Consider the following 22467-nt stretch of genomic DNA (forward strand, 5'->3'; position numbering starts at 1 on the left):
CTCCTCAAGCCGGAACAAACAGACCAAACCAGTAGAGAATATTCAGCACAATACCGGTAATCATGACTGCCACGACCGGGGCCGCCATCTTCTGAACTGGACGCCCTATCGATTCGTTGAGGAAGTAAATCGCCACCGCAATTGAGAAGCCGGTGTAGCCCGCCATCTTGATAGCGGCAAAAATCGAGCCGACCAGCAGCGCCATTTCCATCAGCATATTCATGGCATTACGAATATTGTCCGAGGCGTTACGTACGGATGGATACCGTCCCAGCCATTTGCCAATCGAGCGCAACAGCAGCACTTCCGCTGAAATCACGATAGCGCCAAGAATGGCTGCAATCCACGGGTTCGGCGCCAGGTAGCCAACGGAATAGACGAACGTGAAGCCTGCTACCGCATAAACACCCGTCGCCAGCGCGGTTGTCGCAATCATCGGCACAAAACCCAGCCCGCGCATAAATTCCGCCAATGCCGCCTGGTTAACCAGCGTCTGCGACTGCTCCGGCGTAATTCCCGCCGAGTAGGCTTTTTCCAGCGTAAAAATCGAAACTTCACTGCCGGCGAAAATCTTCATACTGGCGACGGCGGCAATCAACGCGCCGACAATGGCGATGTACGGCAGGTTTTTAATAATCCGCGAGGTTCGCTCTTCAAAGACCGATAACCCGCTGGCATCTATCTCGTCATCACCACGGTGGCGAATATCATGCGTAATGGCGATGGCCAACAGCATCATCATCCCGACGAAGATCTCAATGGATTCCGGGTTCAGATGCGGGAAGTAACGCACTACCACCACCCGGGTCATCAGCACCACCACTGCGGCGATAATGCTGTGCTTCCAGCCAAACTGGTAAAATATCGCCACCAGCGGGAAGAGTGCGAAGGCAGAAACTACTGGAGAACTCAGCTCACCGAGGCTACCCAGCACATCAACCGGTAACGCCGTGAGCAAATGGTTCACCGGCAGCAGGCAGGTCAGAATCAATACGCCCCAGATAGCGCCCAAACCGAACGCCAGCAGGCTATTCATCGCCAGCACACCGAGAATGTCCGTTGGCAGGAACAGCAGCCAGGCATTGAGCAAGCCGGTTTTTAGGGTGAAAGAGATCCCCACCGACGCCACAAAACCGATACTCAGACCGAACGCGATACTTCCCGCCTCGCGGCGATTCATGTATCCCTCGATCAGTTGCGGCAGAATCGGACGGATACCGTCATGAAAGACAGCCGCCGAGCGATGCGCCAGAAGTGACGTCATGCCGGTCAGGCAGGCCACCAGCACAATCTGAATGTACAGATCCATAGTCATGCCTTTTATTTCAGATGGTTAATCAGCATCGGTATCGCATGTTCAACATGTTCGACGGAGAGACCAAAAGCGACTTTCCCTTCCGCAACCATTTTTGCGATATGTTCGTCTTTTGCCTTAATACCCGGCTTGGCGATAGTGCAGCTTTTGTTGTAGCCAATCACCGCAATGGCAATCGACAGCGCTGCGCCCGCGCCGGTGTTACAAGCGCCGATGTAGTAATCCAGTTGCCCGGATTTCACCTTCATCGCCGCGTCCATATCGTTATGAATGGATACCTCAAAGCAGCCAGGAGCTGCGGTTTCGATGGTCTTTTTAATCTGCTCACGTTGTAAGCCAGCAACGCCAATCTTTTTCATGTTTCTGTCCTTATTGGAAAAATTGTGAGGGGTTATCACGTAACATCGTGTCCACATCGGCCTGGCTGAATCCTGACTGGCGCAACTGTGGAATAAAAGTGGTTAACAGATAGTCATAGCCATTGCCGCCATTGGCTTTTAGATGCGAGCGGCGGGTAATGTCCATAGAGAGCATCACGCGATTTAGCAGCCCACGATTGCGTAGCGCGTGCAGCATGCCAATGCGTTTCTCATCCGGGTAATAGTTGTTTTTACCGATGGTATCGAACTGCACATACGCGCCGAGATCGATCATGCGTAAAATATTGTCGAGGTTATCTTTCAAATCGCAGTGACCAACGGTTACGCGAGAAAGGTCGACGCCGTGCGCCCTCAGCAGGGTCAATTGTTCCAGCCCCATTGTGCTAAAAGAGGTGTGGGTCGAGATGGGGCGTCCGGTTTCGTTATGCGCGTACGCCGCGGCGATAAACACCTTCTCTTCGAGCGGCGTAATCACCCCTTCGCTGGAGCCGATTTCCGCGATAATTCCGGCCTGCAACTCGGTGCCATCGATACCGATGACAATCTCATCGATCATCTCTTGCGCGAGCTGTTGCACGCTACGGGTCACAACATGCTCGGGGAAAAACGCATCCTGGTAATAACCTGTACAGGCCATCACGTTGATGCCGGTATCGCGCATCAGGTCGAGCATGAATTGCGGGTTACGCCCCATATAGCGGTTGGTCATCTCAATAATGTTGCTGACGCCCAACACACGGAGATCTTTCATCTCCTGACAAATGAGGTCGTACTGATCTAACCGGCAATCGAGGTTATTCTTGAACCCGGAGAGATCGATATGCAGATGTTCGTGAACCCAGGTGTAACCCGTCGGATCAAAACTCATAAGATGTCCTCTTTAAGCCGTAATGCCGAAAGAAAAGAGCTGCCGTTTTGTGGTAACGACGCGCCGAAAAATTCGCACACCGTAGCGCCAACATCGGATAACGTCGCCCTAATACCTAATTGTGCGGGCTCCAGCCCCTGCCGATACACCAGAACCGGTACCACCTCTCGGGTATGATGACTGTGCCCAATGGTCGGATCGTTGCCGTGATCGGCCATGACCACCAGACAATCATCTGGATCCATAGCGTCCAGAAGGCGCGAAAGATTAAGGTCAACAACCTGCAACCGCTCGGCATAACGCGCCGCGTCTTCAGCGTGTCCGGCAAGATCGGTTTCCTGAATGTTGGTACAGATAAATACCGTCGGCTCCGCGTTAAATTCGTTAAGCGTGATATCCATGATCTGCTGGCTATCCACCAGGTTTTGCCAGCTGCGCCCGTGCGGATTGCCAACGATATCCGCCACCTTACCGACCAGTACGGTAGGGATTCCGGCTTCATGGAGTTTTTGCGGAACCTGCACCTGCTCATCTACGCCGTAACCCAGATGCCGGACCTGAAAACCGTTTTCATAAGCGCCGGAGCGTGGGGCGCTAATCCCGATAAAGCGTCCCTCTTTGGTCTCGGCGGCATCCAGAATGCGCTGGCTGTCTGCAAGCTGGCCGCCAAACGCGATCACGCGCCCAACCTGCACCTGCTCGCGTACCACGCGACCAATTTTCAACACCTCATCAAACGGCATAACAGCAAGATTGGCGGTAATGTTGTAGACCTGTCCTAAATCCGCTTCGAGGTTATCCCCTACCGCTACCGCGTCGTTAATCCACAGAAACGCCAGGTCGCTACCACGCCTTTCCACCTGCCAGCCTGCGGCTTTCAGCGCTTTTTCAACATCATCGATGACGTCGTTAAACGGCATCCGCAACGGCGCCTGAGGACGCGTCCCCAGGATCTCCTGATGCCCCATAAAGGTATCGCCGCCTTCATGCTGCAGCTCCGCAACGCCCCAGACTGCCGATGCTGAAGGTTTCATTACACCCGGCGCAAAGCCCAGGGCGTTAATCAATCCCAACTTTTCCAGCGTTGGCAGCTGTAGCTGCGGGAACTCGCTCAGGATATGACCACAGGTATTCGCTCCGGCATCCTGCGGCCTGACCAGCGTGACGTCTTTCATTGCGCCGACGCCAAAGCTATCAATAACCAACACCACGAATCGGGCCATTAGTCCTCCAGAATATTGCCAAGACTGTCGTAGCGGGCGACGATTTCAGCCGCATTACGCTGAATACCGGACACCAGCACTACGTCGCTACGCGTCACGAAGATCTGTGTGCGAAAACAGAAGATCACCGCGCTGCTCACCGGAAACTCACCGGCCACAGGCAGGTAGTAGTCAATGCTGCTGTCATCCACGGGTTTCAGCGTTGCGGCGATCGGCGCGTCGCTTTCTGGCGTAAAGACCAGCGCGTTTTGCGCATGGCCGCGACGGTAATACCCCCCGCCGTAGCAATAACTGTCTCCACGAAAATTGTGCGAAACCTCGCTCAACCACAGCATCGCGATGCGTTCAGGCTGGTCGCCTTTTTGGTTGGAAGGGATAGTGCCGGTCAACGCATGGCCCGGCTCGGCGTGGGTGACGCCATATTCCGCCAACAGGGGTAACGATGTGCAACTACTGGCAGACGGCGCATTAAGTTGCTCAATGGCAATTCCGGCTTCCGCTAACTGACGTCGGGCACTCACCAGGGTATGCAAGTTAGGTGTCGGCACCGTCTGCGCTGATTTTTCATCCCATAGCAGGCAGGGAAAATGGGTTAACCCGCTCAGGCGCAGACCCGGCAGTCTGCGGATTTCATTGACCACATCCGTCAGGTACGCCAACGGAAAACCACTTTCCTGCCCCGGATAGAGAAAATCATCCTTGTCATACACCTTCAACATCACGTTCTGTTCACAGCCGGCTTTCACCGCGGCAGCCGAGACTTCGCGCGCTTTTTCTAACGAGAACAGCGTGATAACCTCGGTCCCCTGCGCCACAGCCTCATTGACCAGTCGCGACGGGATCTGCACCAGATGTCCCTGATGCGCAACCGGTAACCCGGCACGGCGCATAACGCGACTCTCTTTGTAATCCACAACCACAATGCCTTCATAGCCAAGCTGCAACAGCTTGTCCGCCAGCCATGGATTACGCCCAACCTGTTTCGTCATCAGATACAGCGAGATACCATGCTGCCTGGCGACATCCAACAGACGTTTGCCATTCTCAATGACCTGATCGACATCAATGACCCAACTGTCAGGTGCGATTTTTCCCTGCTGCCACAACGCGAGAGCGGCCGAGATCAGCGCGGGGTTCTGGCGTTTCAATGCGTCTATAAACATTTCTCTGCCTCGTATCTAATCCTTCAGCTAAATATTCATTTTTTTGAATATTTAGAGTGCGCTAAGCTAATTCCTCATTGATTTCAGACGCCTTCGTTCGCCGCCATCCACAATCCATACAGGTTCGCCAGCATGTAGCCTTCCTCATTAACGTGCGGCGTCACCGTAAACTCTTTCAGCAGCGCCTGATGAACCAGCAAAATAGTTGGCCAGAGAGGCGATTGCGCCATCTCCGCCAAAATGTCACCGTCCAGCGCTTCAACCACTTCGCCCTGGCGACTGCGCATTAACGCGCTCGCCATATGGGTCATCGCCATAATCCCTTGCTCGCTATGAACCGGCAAACGCCACTCCTCATCCAGCCGTCTGACCACCTGCAGCATGCCGCTACAAATATCCTTGTCGATAACGCCCGCTTCACACAGCAGGTTAAGCCTGTTTTCCATGTCGTTCGCCTTTACTTAATAGCTGGGTTCCTGTTCACCGTTCGCCACACGTTGTTGGTGGGCAAGCAGTGCCTCTTTATTCACAACGGCTCGCAGAAGCTGCTGCATCGGATAATCCTCCGCCCGGGTTAGTATCACGGCCTCTGTGGCCCGAAGAAACCGCGCATCGTTGGTGAGCGGCGTGGCTTCTAACCCCAGTACAGCCAGCTCAGCCTCCGCAACCACGTTCCAGATAACCGCATCGACATCGCCTTTCGCAATGCGCTGCAAGCTCTCGTGATAAGGCATATCGATCAATTCAACGTTACGGTCGCCAAAACAGGCCTCGGTCATGATTTTCTGATCCGCCGAGCGGTTATCGAGTCCGACTCGTTTTACCGCTGCCGATTCGCCTTTGCGACAAATGAGCTGATGCTCGCCAACGTAGGTATGCGGTCCCAGCGCCAACGTGATGCGCAATCCATCCTGAGCGAGATAACTTTCTGCAGCCAGCCGGGAAACCACCGCCATGTCGTACACGCCGTTCAACAGGCATTCCACACGAATATCGGCCCCGCGCATGTGCGCGTAATAAAACGGGATCCCCTCGAACTGCGCCTTTAGCCCACTCGCCAGCCCTTCATATAAACGGGTATAGGGCAGCGGCATTGCGCAGACTACGTTATTAATATCCACATGCTTGAGCAGCGCACGATTATCCATCTCCACCAGATAGCTACCGTTTCGCCCACGACGCTCAATACGGATCGCCCCCGAGGATTCCAACGTTTTTAACGCAGCCTGGGTTAACCCTACCGATGAGTGACACTCAGCAGCAAGTTCATCTATCGTTTTCAGTCGGTTACCACACTTCTCACCAAGCAGGTAACGGGCCAGGGTTGTCAGCACAACCCCCTCTTTCTTAATAAATGTCCGACGCATTTTATATTTTCAGTAAATTGAATATTTATATCTTCATTAAAATGAAGATATAAGGCAACGAGGAAATATGCAAACGGCGAGGCGGTTCACATTTTTTGAGATTCACCCACGAGCAGGCGAAAAAAAACCGGGCGTACCCGGTTTCTTCAACAACGCAGAGAACATTACGGCCTGGCGACAAAACCAATCGCTTCGTAAACGGCTTTCAGCGTAACAGACGCGCGCGCACTGGCTTTTTCCGCACCCTCTTTCATCACTTTCTGCAGGAAAGCCTCATCGTTACGGAAACGGTGATAACGTTCCTGAAGCTCGGTCAGCATGCCGGAAACGGCCTCTGCGACTTCACCTTTCAGATGACCATACATTTTGCCTTCGAAGTGCTGTTCCAGCTCCGGAATGCTCTGGCCGGTGACGGCAGAGAGAATGTCCAGCAGGTTGGAAACGCCCGCTTTTTCTTTCACGTCGTAACGAACAACAGGCGGCTCTTCCGAGTCAGTCATCGCTCGTTTGATTTTCTTAACCACAGATTTCGGATCTTCCAGCAGACCGATCACGTTGTTGCGGTTGTCATCCGACTTGGACATTTTCTTCGTCGGCTCCAGCAGCGACATCACGCGCGCGCCGGATTTAGGAATGAACGGCTCCGGTACTTTGAAGATGTCGCCATACAGCGCGTTGAAGCGCTGAGCGATATCGCGGCTCAGTTCCAGATGCTGTTTCTGATCTTCGCCAACCGGTACCTGGTTGGTCTGATACAGCAGAATGTCTGCCGCCATCAGCACCGGATAATCAAACAGACCGGCGTTGATGTTTTCTGCATAACGCGCAGATTTATCTTTGAACTGAGTCATACGGCTCAGCTCGCCGAAATAGGTGTAGCAGTTCAGCGCCCAGCCTAACTGTGCATGTTCCGGTACGTGAGACTGAACGAAAATGGTGCTTTTTTCAGGATCGATCCCGCATGCCAGGTACAGCGCCAGCGTATCCAGCGTTGCTTTACGCAGCTGTTGAGCATCCTGACGAACGGTAATGGCATGTTGGTCAACGATGCAGTAGATGCAATGGTAGTCATCCTGCATGTTCACCCACTGACGCAGCGCACCCATATAGTTGCCAATGGTCAATTCACCTGAGGGCTGTGCGCCACTAAAAACGATGGGCTTAGTCATTTTTCGATTCCTGATTTTCGCTATGCGGAAGCCCGAGAGCGGGCAGTAGTTCATTAATGCGGTCGGACATGACATCGGGCTCGCTCAAGGCGATAGACTCACCATAGTTGTAACCATACGTCAGGCCAACGGACGGACAACCAGCAGCCTTAGCCGCCTGAATATCATTACGAGAATCCCCTACGAAGAGCATTTGCTCGGGCTTAATGCCAAGCTTGCTTGCTACCAGCAGTAGTGGATCCGGGTGTGGTTTTTTATTCTGCACGTCGTCACCACCGATGACCACGCTGAAGTATTTGGCGATATCTAACGCCTCGAGCAATGGCGCGACAAACGGGGTTGGTTTGTTGGTCACCAGACCCAGCGGCAAACCTTTCGCATGCAACGCGCCCAGCGTGTCGGCAACATCAGGGAACAGGAATGTCCCCTCTTCTGCAACATCGCCGTAGTACCTGTCGAACAGCTTACGCAAAATACGTACCTGTTCCTCGGCGGGAATATCATCATCAACGGGCGGTTTACCCATCGTTTTACGTAATGTCGCGCGCTCCTGACGAGACCACGCCAGCGCGCGCTCCATCAGTACATCTGCACCATTACCAATCCAGGTAATAACTCGCTCTTCACCAGCAACCGGCAGTTCCAGCGCATACAGCGCCATATCCACCGCGGCGGCTAATCCCGGCGCGCTGTCGACCAGCGTGCCGTCGAGGTCAAAAGCAACGCCCCGAATATCCTGAAACTTATCCATGACTTACCTTCGCCAGTTCATTGCGCATTTCATCAATGACTTTTTTATAGTCTGGTTGGTCGAAAATAGCGGAGCCGGCAACAAACATATCTGCACCCGCCGCCGCAATTTCACCAATATTGTTCACCTTGACGCCACCATCAACTTCCAGGCGGATGTCATAGCCAGATTCATCAATACGACGACGCACTTCACGCAGCTTATCCAGCGTTTGCGGGATGAAAGACTGTCCGCCAAAGCCTGGGTTAACGGACATCAGCAGGATCACATCCAGCTTATCCATGACGTAGTCCAGGTAGCTCAAAGATGTTGCTGGGTTAAACACCAGGCCCGCTTTACAGCCATACTCTTTGATCAGTTGCAAGGTACGATCAACGTGCTCGGAGGCTTCCGGATGAAAAGTAATGATGCTGGCGCCAGCGGCGGCGAAGTCCGGGATAATACGATCGACCGGTTTCACCATCAGGTGAACATCAATCGGGGCAGTGATGCCATATTTACGCAGCGATTTCAGCACCATCGGTCCGATAGTCAGGTTCGGTACGTAGTGATTGTCCATAACGTCGAAGTGTACTACATCGGCACCGGCAGTCAGCGCTCTCGCGGTGTCTTCACCCAGGCGGGCAAAATCAGCCGACAGAATTGAGGGGGCGATCAAATACTGTTTCATCCGCTTCTCCTTGAGAATTATTTTTTCGCAGGCGTTGCGACTCCTGGTTTATACAGCGCCAGCAGTTCGTTCACCTTTTTACGCGTGCCGCCATTGCTGCTGATGCTGCGCCGCACTTTGACCTGAAAATGTTTCGCTGCTCGGTACCACTCACGGGTATCGGGCGTGTCATGGTTCGAAATTAACACCGGGATCTGCTTACTGACCAGCTTTTCTGCCATCTCGGCCAGATGCGCCTGCTCTTTCGGGCTAAAGCTGTTGGTATGATACGCGGTGAAATTTGCCGTCGCCGAGAGCGGTGCATAAGGCGGGTCACAATAGACTACGGAGTTGATGTCCGCACGGTCCATGCACTCTTCATAGGAAAGGCAATGGAACTCCGCATTCTGCGCTTTTTCAGCAAAATGGTACAACTCGGCTTCCGGGAAGTAAGGTTTTTTATAACGACCAAACGGTACGTTAAACTCACCACGCAGGTTATAACGGCACAACCCGTTGTAACCAAAGCGGTTCAGATACAGGAATAGCACTGCGCGGCGGAACGGATCCTGGCAGGCATTAAATTCTTCCCGGAACTGGTAGTACACCTCAGCCTGATTTGTTTCAGGCATAAACAGCTCGCGCGAAGCCTGCACGTACTCATCGGTACGGGTCTTCACGATGTTATAGAGACTGATGAGGTCGCTGTTGATATCGGCAAGAATATAACGAGAAAAGTCGGTGTTGAGAAACACCGACCCGGCCCCTACGAAGGGTTCAATCAGACACTCACCCTGGGGTAAATGCCGTTTGATATCATCAAGCAGGGGGTATTTTCCCCCTGCCCATTTCAAAAAAGCGCGATTTTTTTTCATGCTGACTAACTAATTACACCTTCTCCGGCTGTGGAGAAAGCTCCGACAGCATCCTGCGCTTTAGTCTTTGTCCCGCAATTGGGCGAAACAGCAAACCATTGCAGAACATATCCTATCTTACTTCAAATCGGCCTGAACCTGGTGCAGCGGTTTTGCCCACGGATTTTTCGCCTGAATGTCGGCGGGTAACGTAGACACTGCACGTTTCGCATCTTCTTTAGACGCATACACGCCCGTCACCAGAACATACCACGGTTGACCGTTACGCGTCGTCTGATACACCACGTAGTTCTTCAGGTTTTCTTTCTTCGCCCAACCGTTCAGGTTGTCGTAGTTAGAAGAACTGCTGAGCTGCAGCGTGTAATGGCTGGACGGCGCAGATTTTAACGCGCCAACATTCCCTGTGCTTTTCGCTCCGCCAGCAACAGGCGTTGCCGTCGCGGTTGGCGCAGGTGTTGTGGTCTGTGCAGGCGTCGTCGCCGCGGTTGCTTTTGGCTCTACCGTCGCTTTTGGCGCAGCGGTTACCACAGGCGCTTTAGTTGTGGTCGTCGGCGCAGTCGTGGTTGGTTTTGCCTGAGCAACAGGTTTCGGCTCTGTCGGCGTCGCTTTTACCGTGGTCTGCGGTTTGCTCTTCGGCTCAATGACGGCCTGTTTACGTTCCTGGTGCGTAGCAGCAGGACGTTCAACCGTTTCCGTTTTCGCAGTCTGACGCGCAGCAGTACCATTACGAACTGGCGCGACGGTCGCAGGTTCGGTCGGCAGCGTAGAGTTCACCACGACGTTGTTAACCTGCTCCTGACCTTGCGGTTGCGTCAGCGCATTGTTCAGATCGCCCTGCACTTCAACACGCTGCTGGCCTTCAGTTGCCGCAGGCGCCTGACCTTGAGTCGGGGTAGAGGAAATCGGCGGCAGAGAAACATCCTGCTGGGTATTGCTCGCAGTCTGCTCAGCGCCCGTTGCAGGCGTATTCGTGTTCGCCTGATCCGTCGCATTGCTGCCAGAAAGATCGATGCTCTTCTCGCCAGACGCAGTCTGTTCACTGGAAGAAGATGAGGGGGCTTTCAGCGCAGAACCAATACCGATGATCAACAGCAGCAGCACCAGAACGCCCACACCCATCATCATATACTGACGAGAGGCAGGTTTACTGACCGCTTTCTTACGCTTGCGCGGACGACGTTCTACACGCTCTTCATCCATCGCATCGTCATCAGATTCATAGTCTTCTTCGATGTCCCGCTCTTCTTCACGCTCTTTACGTGCGCGCGCAGGACGGCGATCGTCAGCATCCAGATCAACATCATCAAAATTGATTTGCGGCTCATTATCGCGTTCAGACGATTGACGAGAACGACCAGTACGACGATCGCTGGGATCGGGTTTCAGCTCGTCTTCTGGTTTGAATTCATCCATTTAACACCCCACTCAAAGGTTAATGCTTACAACTTTGCACGTAACCTGAAGCTAAAAGACCTACGTTTTGCAACGTACGTCAGACCTTTCTTGTTGTTACGCCTGCTGGCAATCAGCAATAGCGTTAAGAACCACCTCGTGCGACACTCCGCCGCGCACTTCACTCTTCCCTATTGCCAGCGGAAGCACTAAACGAATCTCTCCCGCTAACACTTTTTTATCTCGCAGCATGTGCGGCAAATAAGCCTCGGTAGACATTTCACGCGGCCCATTAACCGGTAAGCCTGCTCGCTGTAGCAGCGTAATGATGCGCTGCGTATCCGCGGAGGTAAACTGACCCAGACGTTCCGACGTACGGGCAGCCATTACCATACCTGCTGCGACGGCTTCACCATGTAACCAATTGCCATAACCCATTTCAGCTTCGATCGCATGGCCGAACGTGTGCCCCAGATTCAGTAAAGCACGTAAGCCCATTTCGCGCTCGTCTGCTGCGACAACTTCTGCTTTCAGCTCACAACAACGGCGAATACAGTACGCCATTGCCGGACCGTCCAGACGTAATAACGCGTCCAGATTGTCTTCCAGCCAGTTGAAAAACTCACCGTCAAGAATGATGCCGTATTTGATGACTTCCGCCAGCCCCGATGCCAGCTCACGCGCAGGAAGCGTTTTCAGACAATCGAGATCCACCACCACGGAGGCAGGCTGGTAAAACGCACCAATCATGTTTTTACCGAGGGGATGGTTTACGGCGGTTTTGCCGCCAACGGAGGAGTCGACCTGCGACAACAGGGTTGTCGGGACTTGAATGAAACGAACACCGCGCTGATAGCTGGCTGCCGCAAAACCGGTCAGATCGCCAATCACGCCGCCGCCAAGTGCGACTAACGTGGTATCACGACCGTGCGGTTTTTGCAGTAACGCGGTGAAAACCGTGTCCAGAACCGTCAGGCTTTTATACTGCTCGCCATCGGGAAGGATAACGCTATCAACGTTAACACCCGCCTGTTCAAGTACGCCGCGAACCTTATCGAGATACAGGGGAGCCAGGGTTTCGTTGGTCACCAACATAACCTGATCGCCCGATTTCAGCGGTAAGAATGAAGCTGGCTCATTGAACAAACCAGCCGCGATGGTGATAGGGTAACTACGTTCCCCGAGAGTGACTGTGATCCTCTCCATTACGCGACATCCACCTTAGTTACTTGTACCCGCAGACGAGTGTGTATTCGGCCAGAATTAGTTGCTTTCCAACATATGAATAATCTGGTTTGCTACGACTTTTGCGCTCTGATCGTCGGTGCGAATGGTCACGTCTGCAATCTCTTCGTACAGAGGATTGCGTTCGTCAGCCAACGCTTCCAGAACTTCACGAGGCGGTGATTCTACCTGCAGCAGCGGGCGTTTCTTGTCACGTTGAGTACGCGCAAGTTGTTTTTCAATTGTCGTTTCAAGATAGACCACGACGCCACGCGCGGAGAGACGGTTACGTGTTTCACGTGATTTTACAGAGCCACCGCCAGTTGCCAGCACAATACCCTGTTTTTCCGTCAACTCGTTGATGACTTTTTCTTCGCGATCACGGAAGCCGTCTTCACCTTCTACATCGAAGACCCAGCCCACATCAGCTCCGGTTCGTTTCTCAATCTCTTGATCAGAATCGTAAAATTCCATATTGAGTTGTTGAGCTAACTGCCGCCCAATAGTGCTTTTTCCGGCACCCATAGGCCCAACCAGAAAGATATTGCGTTTCTCTGCCATTTTTTCGGTACTACTAAGACTATTCGTTAATGGTAAACCCGCTTCGCAGACACCCAGCGCAGCAGGACATGAACTGAAACCTCATAAGATATTGCGAGAGTCAGACTGAAAATTATCTCAATACTCAAGCGGGTTTGGCAACTGAATAAATCACCAAACCCTACGCATTTCTGGTCGTGGCAGGCATGCAGCCCTGCAAACATCAGACCTGGCGACGTATCGCGCAGTCAAATGACGGCTAAATAAGCCTATGACACACCACCAGAAAGGCAAAGCGTATTCATTGCCGCACAAGTAAAGAAAAGTACCGACGCTCAAATCGGTACTCCTTGTATGCTAAATACACCCCCACGTCAAATCCCTGAAACGTGTTCAGTGCAAAAACAACGGTTTTTCATGCATAAGTTATTCCGTTGACACCAGTCTGGGCGTAATAAAGACCACTAACTCACGACGTTCATCTTCTTTTCCATCGTGACGAAGAAGAGAGCCAAGCCAGGGGATGTCGCCTAACAACGGCACGCTGTCAGCCGCAGATTTATTTTTATGTGAAAAAATGCCGCCCAACGCGATCGTCTCTCCGCTTTTTACCTCAACCTGTGTTTCAATTTCCTGCTTATCGATCGCCAGAACTTCACCATCGGCTTGTTGTAGCACCTGCCCGGGGACGTTCTGGCTGATATGCAGTTTCAGCCTGATTCGCCCTTTCTGCAAAACAGTGGGCGTAACCTCCATCCCGAGGACCGCTTCTTTAAACTCGACGGATGTCGCCCCACTTTCACCGCTGGAGACCGGATATGGGATCTCGCTGCCCTGCTTAATACTGGCTGGTTGCAGATGAGAAGCCAGTAATCGCGGACTGGCGATGATATCAAGCTGCTGTTTTTGCTCCAGTGCCGACAGCTCCAGTTCCAGTAACCGACCGTTAATACGACCAATATTAAATCCCACACGGGATGTCGCCGCAGGCACCGAAAGATCGCTGGCAAGCGTGGTGACATTCCCCACCGCCCCCGGTTGTTGCGCGTCGGCCAGCGACCATTTAACCCCCAGTTCGCGCAAACTTTTTTCATTAATCGTGACGATATGCGCCGCCAGTTCGACCTGTTCAACGGGCAAATCCATTTGCGCCACCCACTTTTCCAGCGCGTTAAGCACAACGCTATTATCACGCAACAGTAAGCGGTTGGTTCGTTTATCAACCGTCATGCGACCTTTAGCGCTCAGCAGCTTCTCTCCGGCTTTTGCCAGCTCGCCGGCGTCAGCGTATTGCAAAATGATGCTGCGTTGTTCCAGGGGCAGGCTGGCCTGCATTCGTGCCTGCTCATTTTCCTGGCGGGCCGCATTTTCACTCTGCCATTGCACAGAATGCACATGCAGAATGTTGCCCTCCTGACGTAGCACCAATCCGGCGCTTTTCACGACCGTTTGCAATGCCTGCTTCCAGGGCACATCTGTCAGATGCAGTGACAGCACCCCGCCGACATCCGGCGAAACCACCAGGTTTTTCTTTTCCTGTTCCGCCAGCGCCTGCAAAACCTGCCCAACAGGCACATCATCCACCACCAGCGTCACGCTTTGCGGTTTTCCGGCCAGCACGCCGGGCGCCACGACCATCAGCATCATGGCTATCCATCTCATCCATCGCTTCATTTACCGCTCCCTGTCGTTGCCACTGCCATTGGGCAGGCTCGCAGCTTTTCTCTGTGTTGAGGGTTAAGCTTTCGGCCGTTATCTGTGAAATCGTCCAACCGTTTTTCAGGACGTCATTTCGCTCAACTCGCCGCCATTTGTGCTGCCCATCCTGCACGATGCCGATCGGTCGTTCGCCCTGGCTCACCATGCCCTGATAGCGCCACGTCGACAGCTCGGCTATCTGGCAATGGTCCTCCGGCGGTAAGAAGGGATTACGCATACCGGTCAGGATCAGTATGCTGGCGAGCGCCAGCAGCCAGCGTTCAACCGTCATTCAGATGTTCCAGTTGGAGCGTTAACAGCAGTTCAGCGCCTTCTACACTGAGAGAAAACCGGCTGACGTTCATCCCTTGTTCCGCCAGTTGGACAAACATCGGCGGGATAGCCTCCCACGCAGGCCTCAGCGTCATCTCCCCGCCCTTAATGGCGGGTTGCCAGTGAACAAGACGTACAAGGGGCGTCTGAAACAGCAACGGGGAGAAAGGAGTAAACGTCTCTTCAGACTCTCCTGGCGATGATGCCAGCAGATATACGTTTCGCCATTGCGTCTGAATGGCGGCACGTTGCTGGTTCAGCGCCTGTTGTTGCATAGCCCGCTGCCTGGCGGCGGGGTAAAGACATAGCGCTACTATCATAAGCAGCCCTAAAATCCAGCCGCATGCGCACATAAATCGAAAGCGCGGCGACTGCGCCAGCCAGGCATCACAGAGCGTTATCATGTGTGTCACTCCGCGTCAGACGATAGTGGAATTGCCAGCGCCCTTGGGCATCCTGCTGCGTTTCGCCGGGCCGATTTAACGCAAACCACGGCTGCTGGCGTAATTGCGTTTCCAGCGTCTTAAGGGCGGCAAAGTTCAGCGCATTTCCCGTCAGTTCCAGCGTCCCTTGCTGCCAGGTCATTTTGGTTAACCACGCCTGTTCCGGGAGTAATTCCGCCAGCTGTTGCAGAATCTGTTGCCAGCTTTGGGTCTGGTCACGCTGTTTGTTTCGCGCTTGTACCTGTTGCCATTGTTGCAGGCGCTGCTGCAAACGAGGCTTTAGCGCCGTCAGCACCGCTATCCGCTTATTTTCAGCTTCTACCAGCAGGAGTTCGATTCGGCTTTCAACGTTAAAAACGCTGGAATAGATTAACGTCACGCCAATGGTCAGCAGCAGCGAAGCGCTAAAGAAAACACCCCAGTAGCGCAAACAGGCATACCGTCGTGTCTGACGCCAGGGCAGAAGATTGATGGTCGCTATCATCAATACGTTCCTCCCATGGCCAGTCCCAATGCAACGGCAAAGCGGTGACTGTGCGGTGGAATTGGTGGTTGACGAACGGAGACGACGTTTAAAGGATCGAAGCCGCCGGGGTCGCATAGCGCAATGGCTGCCGGGGAAAGAGTTAACGTCGTGGCAAGCTCGTCGAGACAGCCAATATCGCCCGTTAATTTTCGGCCCCATGCCGAGCGGGTCGCCCATAGCCACTGGGTATCATCACGCCATACCAGACACTGTTGCTGTTCTGGCAAATAAGGAATAAATCGTTGTAAGGCGCTGGCGTCCGGCGTAATCGCTTTAACCTGTACTTTCAGCGTTTGTATTAGCGTCAGCAGCGTTGAAATCTCTTTGCTTTGCGCGGCAGTAACGTTAAACGCCGGGCTCAACGTGTCTTCGCTATAATCAAAATGCAGCGTATCCGGCGACATATCCAGTTCACGCGCCATCGAACCGGACAACCATGCGGTTTGCTCTGGTTCGCGCAAGGCCATTGCCGGACGAGGGAACTTTTTTTGTAACGTCCTGTTGGCGGGAAAGGAGAGGTGAATATGATGTCGGCGAGGAAGCTCACGGCTCCACGGCAGTAGCGTTGCGACAAGCTGTTCAGGCTCGCGAATGTGGCCATCAACGATAACCTGAGGTGCCAGCGGCATACGCCACCAGCGCTGTAGAAACCAACCGGTCGCGTCGCGAACGACAGCGGCAGCCAGCGCTTCATGTTGCTGAATATGCAGACCAATTTTCCAGATATTGAAAGCCATTGCTGATGATCTCCGTATCACCCGTTGCTTTAACGGGTATATCAATGCGTCTGGCTTGCCTTTATACTACCGCGCGTTTGTTTATAAACTGCCCAAATGCCACTAAATGGGAAATCTCCAGTGAAGTTCGTAAAGTATTTATTAATCCTTGCAGTATGTTGCATCCTGCTGGGAGCAGGCTCGATTTATGGCCTCTATCGCTATATTGAGCCGCAATTACCTGACGTCGCGACGCTCAAAGATGTGCGTTTACAGATCCCGATGCAGGTTTACAGCGCTGACGGCGAGCTGATCGCGCAATATGGCGAGAAACGTCGAATCCCGGTCACGCTGGATCAGATGCCGCCAGTGATGGTCAAAGCTTTTATCGCCACGGAAGACAGCCGCTTTTATGAGCACCACGGGGTCGACCCGGTGGGGATCTTCCGTGCAGCCAGCGTCGCATTGTTCTCCGGTCACGCCTCACAAGGGGCGAGTACCATTACCCAACAGTTGGCAAGAAACTTCTTCCTGAGCCCGGAACGTACGCTGATGCGTAAGATCAAAGAAGTGTTCCTGGCGATCCGCATTGAACAACTGCTGAGTAAAGATGAGATCCTTGAGCTGTATCTGAACAAGATCTACCTGGGGTATCGCGCCTATGGCGTGGGTGCTGCCGCGCAGGTCTATTTTGGCAAGACGGTCGATCAGCTCAGCTTAAGTGAGATTGCGGTGATTGCCGGTCTGCCAAAAGCGCCGTCAACCTTCAACCCCCTCTATTCGATGGACCGGGCCACTGCGCGACGTAATGTCGTGCTGTCGCGTATGCTGAGTGAAAACTACATTACGCAGGCCCAGTACGATCAGGCGCGCGGCGAGGCCATTGACGCTAACTATCACGCGCCGGAAATCGCCTTCTCTGCGCCGTATCTGTCTGAAATGGTACGCCAGGAGATGTATAACCGTTATGGCGAGAAAGCCTATGAAGACGGGTATCGCATCACCACCACCATTACGCGCAAAGTGCAGCAGGCGGCCCAGCAGGCAGTACGTAACAACGTGATAGATTACGATATGCGCCACGGCTACCGCGGCCCGTCAAACGTGCTGTGGAAAGTGGGCGAAAGCAGTTGGGACAGCAAGAAAATCACCGATACGCTGAAAGCGCTGCCAACATATGGACCACTGCTGCCGGCGGTTGTCACCAGCGCCAATCCGCAGGAAGCCATTGCCGCGCTGGCGGATGGCACATCAGTGTCATTACGGATGGATGGCATGCGCTGGGCGCGTCCTTACCGCTCGGATACGCAACAAGGCCCGACGCCGCGTAAAGTGACAGATGTGGTACAGGCCGGGCAGCAAATCTGGGTACGTCAGGTTGGCGATGCCTGGTGGCTGGCTCAAGTGCCGGACGTTAACTCCGCCCTGGTTTCTATTAATCCGCAAAACGGCGCGGTGCTGGCGCTGGTCGGTGGTTTTGACTTCAACCAGAGCAAGTTTAACCGTGCAACCCAGGCGCTACGCCAGGTGGGTTCCAACATCAAACCATTCCTCTATACCGCCGCGATGGATAAAGGTCTGACGCTGGCGAGCATGCTCAACGACGTGCCGATCTCCCGCTGGGACGCCGGTGCCGGTTCCGACTGGCAGCCGAAGAACTCACCGCCGCAGTATGCTGGTCCTATCCGTTTACGTCAGGGGTTAGGTCAGTCGAAAAACGTGGTGATGGTACGCGCCATGCGCGCCATGGGCGTGGATTACGCGGCAGAGTACCTGCAACGTTTCGGCTTCCCGGCACAGAACATCGTGCACACCGAGTCGCTGGCGCTGGGTTCAGCCTCGTTCACACCGTTGCAGGTGGCGCGCGGTTACGCGGTGATGTCTAACGGCGGTTTCCTGGTCGATCCGTATTTCATCAGTAAGATCGAAAGCGATATGGGCGGCGTTATCTTCGAGGCGAAGCCGAAAATTGCCTGCCCGGAATGCGATATTCCGGTGATTTATGGTGATACCCAGAAGTCTAACGTGCTGGAAAACAGCAATGTAGAAGATGTCGCCGTTTCGCAGGAACAGCAGAATGCCGCCGTGCCTATGCCGCAGCTTGAGCAGGCCAACCAGGCGCTGGTCGCACAAAGCGGGACGCAGGAGTACGCTCCGCACGTGATCAACACGCCGCTGGCCTTCCTGATTAAAAGCGCGCTGAACACCAATATCTTTGGTGAACCTGGCTGGATGGGAACCGGTTGGCGTGCAGGTCGCGACTTACAGCGTCATGATATCGGCGGGAAAACCGGGACCACCAACAGTTCAAAAGATGCGTGGTTCTCCGGTTACGGGCCAGGCGTGGTGACGTCAGTATGGATCGGCTTTGACGACCATCGCCGCAATCTGGGTCACACGACAGCTTCCGGGGCGATCAAAGATCAAATCTCCGGCTATGAAGGTGGCGCGAAGAGCGCGCAGCCTGCGTGGGATGCTTATATGAAATCCGTGTTGGAAGGTGTGCCTGAGCAGCCGCTGACGCCGCCGCCGGGTATCGTGACGGTCAATATCGATCGCAGTACCGGTCAACTGGCGAGCGGCGGTAACAGCCGTGCAGAGTATTTCATTGAAGGTACTCAGCCAACGCAGCAGGCGGTACACGAGGTGGGGACAACCATTATCGATAATGGTGAGACACACGAACTGTTCTGATCGATTGCCGGATGGCGCTTCGCTTATCCGGCCTACATTTTCGGCGTAATCATTTGATATTGCTGGATGTTGTAGGCCGGATAAGGCGCCAGCCGCCATCCGGCAACATAAACTACAATCGTCCCTGCCCTTTCAGCCATTCGCGTACAAGGAACAACGCGCTCACATTGCGCGCTTCGTGGAAATCAGGATCTTCCAGCAAATCCATGATATGCGCGAGCGGCCAGCGTACCTGCGGTAATGGCTCAGGTTCATCCCCCTCCAGCGATTCAGGATAAAGATCCTCCGCCACCACAATGTTCATCTTGCTGGAGAAATAAGACGGCGCCATGCTGAGTTTCTTCAAAAACGTCAGGTCTTTCGCGCCAAATCCTACCTCTTCTTTCAGTTCCCGATTCGCCGCCTCAAATACACTTTCGCCGGGATCGATTAATCCTTTGGAAAAACCCAGTTCGTAGGACTCGGTCCCGACTGCGTATTCGCGGATAAGGATCAGGTGGTCGTCCACAATCGGCACAATCATTACCGCTTCACGCGTGGAGGGGCGCATACGTTCATAAACGCGGCGTACGCCATTGCTGAACTCAAGGTCCACGCTTTCGACCTTAAACAGCCGGGATTGGGCGACGGTTTCCACTTTCAAAATCGTGGGTTTTTGTAATGATTTGCTCATTGTGAGGATCTTTGCTGTGAAATCTGAGGTCATTGTGCGATATACCGCACGGTTTCGGCAACGTGAATTGCCGTTTATTTACATTTATGTAACGTACTAAAAGTTAATCCCTATTTCAAATTAAAAGTCAATAGGTTGAAATAACTCCAGGAATTTGCTGATATTCCATTTTTAGTGATTTTGCTATGATTCGCATTTACTGGGCTGCGCTTTAAGATGCTCAAGTTCAACTCCACACTTGCCGATAGCCAACTAAAGAATCACGAATATTGAACAGGGTGCGACTGACCACGCCTGACAGACTAAGTAAGATGGGGAAAGCATGAGCACCATTCTGATTTTTTTAGCTGCTTTGCTGGCCTGCTCATTGCTTGCAGGATGGCGACTCAGAACGAAATCCAGACGGAAAAATTTACCCTTGAGCAACGTCTTTTCAGACGCCTCGAAGCGTAAGCTTACGCCTGAAGAACGCAGCGCGGTCGAAAACTATCTCGAAAGCCTTAGCCAAATTCAGCAAGTACCGGGTCCAACAGGCGCCAGCTCTGCGCCAGTATCGTTAACGCTGAATGCCCAAAGTAACAGCGTCATTGTACTTACGCACGCGATTACACGTTACGGCATTACCACCGACGATCCTAACAAATGGCGCTATTATCTTGATTCCGTTGAGGTGCATTTGCCACCTTTTTGGGAACAATACATCAATGACGAAAACAGCGTTGAGCTGATCCACACCAATACATTGCCGTTGGTTATTTCGCTAAACGGCCACACGCTGCAAGAATATATGCAGGAGGCGCGTGGCTATGCGTTACAGCATACCGCCTCTACCCAGGCGTCCATTCGCGGTGAAGAAAGCGAACAAATTGAACTGCTGAATATTCGCCAGGAAACCCATGAAGAATATGCCCTTAGCCGCCCTTCTGGATTACGCGAAGCGTTACTGATTGCCGCATCATTCCTGCTGTTCTTTTTATGTTTAATCATCCCGGATACGTTTGTTCCGTGGGCAGTCGGTGGCGCGGTGCTGTTGCTGGGTGCAGGTCTGTGGGGGCTGTTCGCTCCGCCATCTAAAACCGCCCTGCGAGAAATTCATTGTCTGCGCGGGACGCCGCGTCGCTGGGGATTGTTTGGCGAGAACGACCAGGAGCAAATTAACAATATTTCTCTGGGTATTATTGATCTGATCTATCCCCCTCACTGGCAGCCTTACATTGCGCAGGATCTCGGGCAGCAAACGGATATCGATATTTATCTCGATCGCCACGTTGTTCGCCAGGGGCGTTTTTTATCCCTGCACGACGAAGTTAAAAATTTCCCACTGCAACACTGGCTACGCAATGCCGTTATCGCTGGCGGTTCGCTGCTGGTACTGCTGATGCTGCTGTTCTGGATCCCGCTGGATATGCCGATAAAATTCACGCTTTCCTGGATGAAAGGCGCACAGACTATCGAAGCCACCAGTGTGAAACAGCTTGAGAACGCGGGCGTTCGCGTGGGGGACACATTACACCTGAGCGGCACAGGTATGTGTAACATTCATACCCAGGGGAGCTGGAATACACAGCCCACCACGCCGTTCATGCCTTTTGATTGCACGCAAATTATCTGGAATGACGCGCGCACGCTACCGCTTCCAGAATCCGATCTGGTGAATAAAGCCACCGCGCTCACGCAGGCCGTAAACCGCCAGTTGCATCCCAAACCGGATGATGATTCCCGCGTCAGCGCGTCGTTACGTTCGGCAATCCAAAAGTCCGGCATGGTGTTACTGGACGATTTTGGTGAAATTGTCCTGAAAACAGCCGATCTGTGCGCCGCCAAAGATGAATGCGTACGCTTAAAAAATGCGCTGGTTAACCTCGGTAACAGTAAAGACTGGGCCGCGCTGGTGAAACGCGCTAACGCCGGAAAACTGGATGGCGTAAACGTGTTGCTGCGTCCGGTAAGCGCAGAGTCGCTGGATAATCTGGTTAATACCTCTACGGCGCCGTTTATTGCACGCGAGACGGCGCGCGCGGCCCAGGCGCTGAATAGCCCTGCCCCCGGCGGTTTCTTGATTATCAGCGACGAAGGCAGCGATCTGGTCGATCAGCCGTGGCCGTCAACCTCTCTGTATGACTACCCGCCGCACGAACAGTGGAACGCCTTCCAGCGTCTGGCCCAGATGCTAATGCAAACACCGTTTCGCGCGGAGGGGATCGTCACCAATATCTCTACCGATGCCAACGGTACTCAGCACATTGGTCTGCACCGAATCCCGGATCGTTCAGGATTATGGCGCTACCTTGGCACGACCCTGCTGATGCTCTCCATGCTCGGATGCGCTATCTATAACAGCGTTCAGGCATTCAGACGCTACCAGCGCCATCGTTCGCGCATCGCGGAAATTCAGAGCTACTACGAAAGCTGCCTCAACCCAACGCTAATTGACGACCCGGAAAGCCTGATTCGATAACACGCTCGCG

22 protein-coding genes are annotated in these 22467 nt (G+C 53.4%); 2 read left to right on the forward strand and 20 right to left on the reverse strand.

Annotated elements, in window-relative coordinates:
* Nucleotides 1-4: 4 nt before the first annotated feature.
* From ACVXHP_RS16160 to ACVXHP_RS16250, 19 genes are all read right to left on the reverse strand, one after another.
* Nucleotides 5-1309, reverse strand: coding sequence for a YhfT family protein (locus ACVXHP_RS16160; protein ID WP_165408084.1), 1305 nt, complete (start codon nucleotides 1307-1309; stop codon nucleotides 5-7).
* Nucleotides 1310-1320: 11 nt separating this feature from the next.
* The gene (locus tag ACVXHP_RS16165) at nucleotides 1321-1674 is read right to left on the reverse strand and encodes a DUF2620 domain-containing protein (RefSeq protein ID WP_165408083.1); all 354 of its coding nucleotides are present in this window, start codon (nucleotides 1672-1674) and stop codon (nucleotides 1321-1323) included.
* Between the two features lie 10 nt (nucleotides 1675-1684).
* Nucleotides 1685-2563 (reverse strand): phosphotriesterase-related protein, encoded by an 879-nt coding sequence (locus ACVXHP_RS16170; RefSeq protein ID WP_447571809.1) that lies wholly within the window; start codon nucleotides 2561-2563, stop codon nucleotides 1685-1687.
* Complete coding sequence (locus ACVXHP_RS16175; protein WP_447571810.1) at nucleotides 2560-3786, reverse strand: phosphopentomutase; 1227 nt, start codon at nucleotides 3784-3786, stop codon at nucleotides 2560-2562. The genes ACVXHP_RS16170 and ACVXHP_RS16175 overlap by 4 nt, the downstream gene beginning before the upstream one ends.
* The gene (locus tag ACVXHP_RS16180) at nucleotides 3786-4949 is read right to left on the reverse strand and encodes a YhfX family PLP-dependent enzyme (RefSeq protein WP_447571811.1); all 1164 of its coding nucleotides are present in this window, start codon (nucleotides 4947-4949) and stop codon (nucleotides 3786-3788) included. Before ACVXHP_RS16180 ends, ACVXHP_RS16175 begins: the two co-directional genes overlap by 1 nt.
* 83 nt (nucleotides 4950-5032) lie before the next feature.
* Nucleotides 5033-5395 carry a PRD domain-containing protein gene (locus tag ACVXHP_RS16185; RefSeq protein ID WP_447571812.1) on the reverse strand — a complete coding sequence of 121 codons (363 nt, stop codon included), beginning with the start codon at nucleotides 5393-5395 and terminating at the stop codon, nucleotides 5033-5035.
* Between the two features lie 15 nt (nucleotides 5396-5410).
* The gene (gene yhfZ / locus ACVXHP_RS16190; protein ID WP_042311951.1) at nucleotides 5411-6316 is read right to left on the reverse strand and encodes a GntR family transcriptional regulator YhfZ; all 906 of its coding nucleotides are present in this window, start codon (nucleotides 6314-6316) and stop codon (nucleotides 5411-5413) included.
* Nucleotides 6317-6480: 164 nt separating this feature from the next.
* Complete coding sequence (gene trpS, locus ACVXHP_RS16195) at nucleotides 6481-7485, reverse strand: tryptophan--tRNA ligase (protein ID WP_042311949.1); 1005 nt, start codon at nucleotides 7483-7485, stop codon at nucleotides 6481-6483.
* Nucleotides 7478-8236 (reverse strand): phosphoglycolate phosphatase, encoded by a 759-nt coding sequence (gene gph, locus ACVXHP_RS16200; RefSeq protein ID WP_079225883.1) that lies wholly within the window; start codon nucleotides 8234-8236, stop codon nucleotides 7478-7480. The genes trpS and gph overlap by 8 nt, the downstream gene beginning before the upstream one ends.
* Entirely contained in the window at nucleotides 8229-8906 is a 678-nt protein-coding gene (gene rpe, locus ACVXHP_RS16205) for a ribulose-phosphate 3-epimerase (protein ID WP_447571813.1), read from the reverse strand. The genes gph and rpe overlap by 8 nt, the downstream gene beginning before the upstream one ends.
* Before the next feature lie 17 nt (nucleotides 8907-8923).
* A complete protein-coding gene (gene dam / locus ACVXHP_RS16210; RefSeq protein WP_200008705.1) occupies nucleotides 8924-9760 on the reverse strand; it encodes an adenine-specific DNA-methyltransferase in 837 nt (278 codons plus the stop codon).
* A 117-nt stretch (nucleotides 9761-9877) separates the two neighbouring features.
* Nucleotides 9878-11173 (reverse strand): cell division protein DamX, encoded by a 1296-nt coding sequence (damX, locus tag ACVXHP_RS16215; protein ID WP_447571814.1) that lies wholly within the window; start codon nucleotides 11171-11173, stop codon nucleotides 9878-9880.
* A 96-nt stretch (nucleotides 11174-11269) separates the two neighbouring features.
* Entirely contained in the window at nucleotides 11270-12358 is a 1089-nt protein-coding gene (gene aroB, locus ACVXHP_RS16220) for a 3-dehydroquinate synthase (RefSeq protein ID WP_304702745.1), read from the reverse strand.
* A gap of 57 nt (nucleotides 12359-12415) precedes the next feature.
* Nucleotides 12416-12937, reverse strand: a complete 522-nt coding sequence (aroK, locus tag ACVXHP_RS16225; RefSeq protein WP_003023552.1) for a shikimate kinase AroK — start codon at nucleotides 12935-12937, stop codon at nucleotides 12416-12418.
* Between the two features lie 405 nt (nucleotides 12938-13342).
* Nucleotides 13343-14578 carry a DNA uptake porin HofQ gene (gene hofQ, locus ACVXHP_RS16230; protein ID WP_447571842.1) on the reverse strand — a complete coding sequence of 412 codons (1236 nt, stop codon included), beginning with the start codon at nucleotides 14576-14578 and terminating at the stop codon, nucleotides 13343-13345.
* Nucleotides 14493-14906, reverse strand: coding sequence for a HofP DNA utilization family protein (locus ACVXHP_RS16235; RefSeq protein ID WP_316128544.1), 414 nt, complete (start codon nucleotides 14904-14906; stop codon nucleotides 14493-14495). The genes hofQ and ACVXHP_RS16235 overlap by 86 nt, the downstream gene beginning before the upstream one ends.
* Nucleotides 14896-15351 (reverse strand): HofO family protein, encoded by a 456-nt coding sequence (locus tag ACVXHP_RS16240; protein WP_447571815.1) that lies wholly within the window; start codon nucleotides 15349-15351, stop codon nucleotides 14896-14898. Before ACVXHP_RS16240 ends, ACVXHP_RS16235 begins: the two co-directional genes overlap by 11 nt.
* On the reverse strand, nucleotides 15335-15874 hold the full coding sequence (locus tag ACVXHP_RS16245) for a PilN domain-containing protein (RefSeq protein WP_447571816.1): 540 nt from the start codon (nucleotides 15872-15874) through the stop codon (nucleotides 15335-15337). The genes ACVXHP_RS16240 and ACVXHP_RS16245 overlap by 17 nt, the downstream gene beginning before the upstream one ends.
* Nucleotides 15874-16653: a DNA utilization protein HofM gene (locus ACVXHP_RS16250; RefSeq protein WP_447571817.1), complete on the reverse strand. Its 780-nt coding sequence runs from the start codon at nucleotides 16651-16653 to the stop codon at nucleotides 15874-15876. Before ACVXHP_RS16250 ends, ACVXHP_RS16245 begins: the two co-directional genes overlap by 1 nt.
* Nucleotides 16654-16773: 120 nt before the next feature.
* Between ACVXHP_RS16250 and mrcA the strand changes: the two genes are divergently transcribed.
* Nucleotides 16774-19326: a peptidoglycan glycosyltransferase/peptidoglycan DD-transpeptidase MrcA gene (gene mrcA, locus ACVXHP_RS16255; RefSeq protein ID WP_447571818.1), complete on the forward strand. Its 2553-nt coding sequence runs from the start codon at nucleotides 16774-16776 to the stop codon at nucleotides 19324-19326.
* Between the two features lie 112 nt (nucleotides 19327-19438).
* Here mrcA and nudE read toward each other — a convergent pair whose 3' ends face one another.
* Nucleotides 19439-19999 (reverse strand): ADP compounds hydrolase NudE, encoded by a 561-nt coding sequence (gene nudE, locus ACVXHP_RS16260; RefSeq protein ID WP_085049007.1) that lies wholly within the window; start codon nucleotides 19997-19999, stop codon nucleotides 19439-19441.
* A 322-nt stretch (nucleotides 20000-20321) separates the two neighbouring features.
* Between nudE and igaA the strand changes: the two genes are divergently transcribed.
* A complete protein-coding gene (gene igaA / locus ACVXHP_RS16265; protein ID WP_316128539.1) occupies nucleotides 20322-22457 on the forward strand; it encodes an intracellular growth attenuator protein IgaA in 2136 nt (711 codons plus the stop codon).
* The last annotated feature ends 10 nt before the right edge of the window (nucleotides 22458-22467 follow it).

Source organism: Citrobacter freundii complex sp. 2025EL-00176 (genome assembly GCF_053309355.1).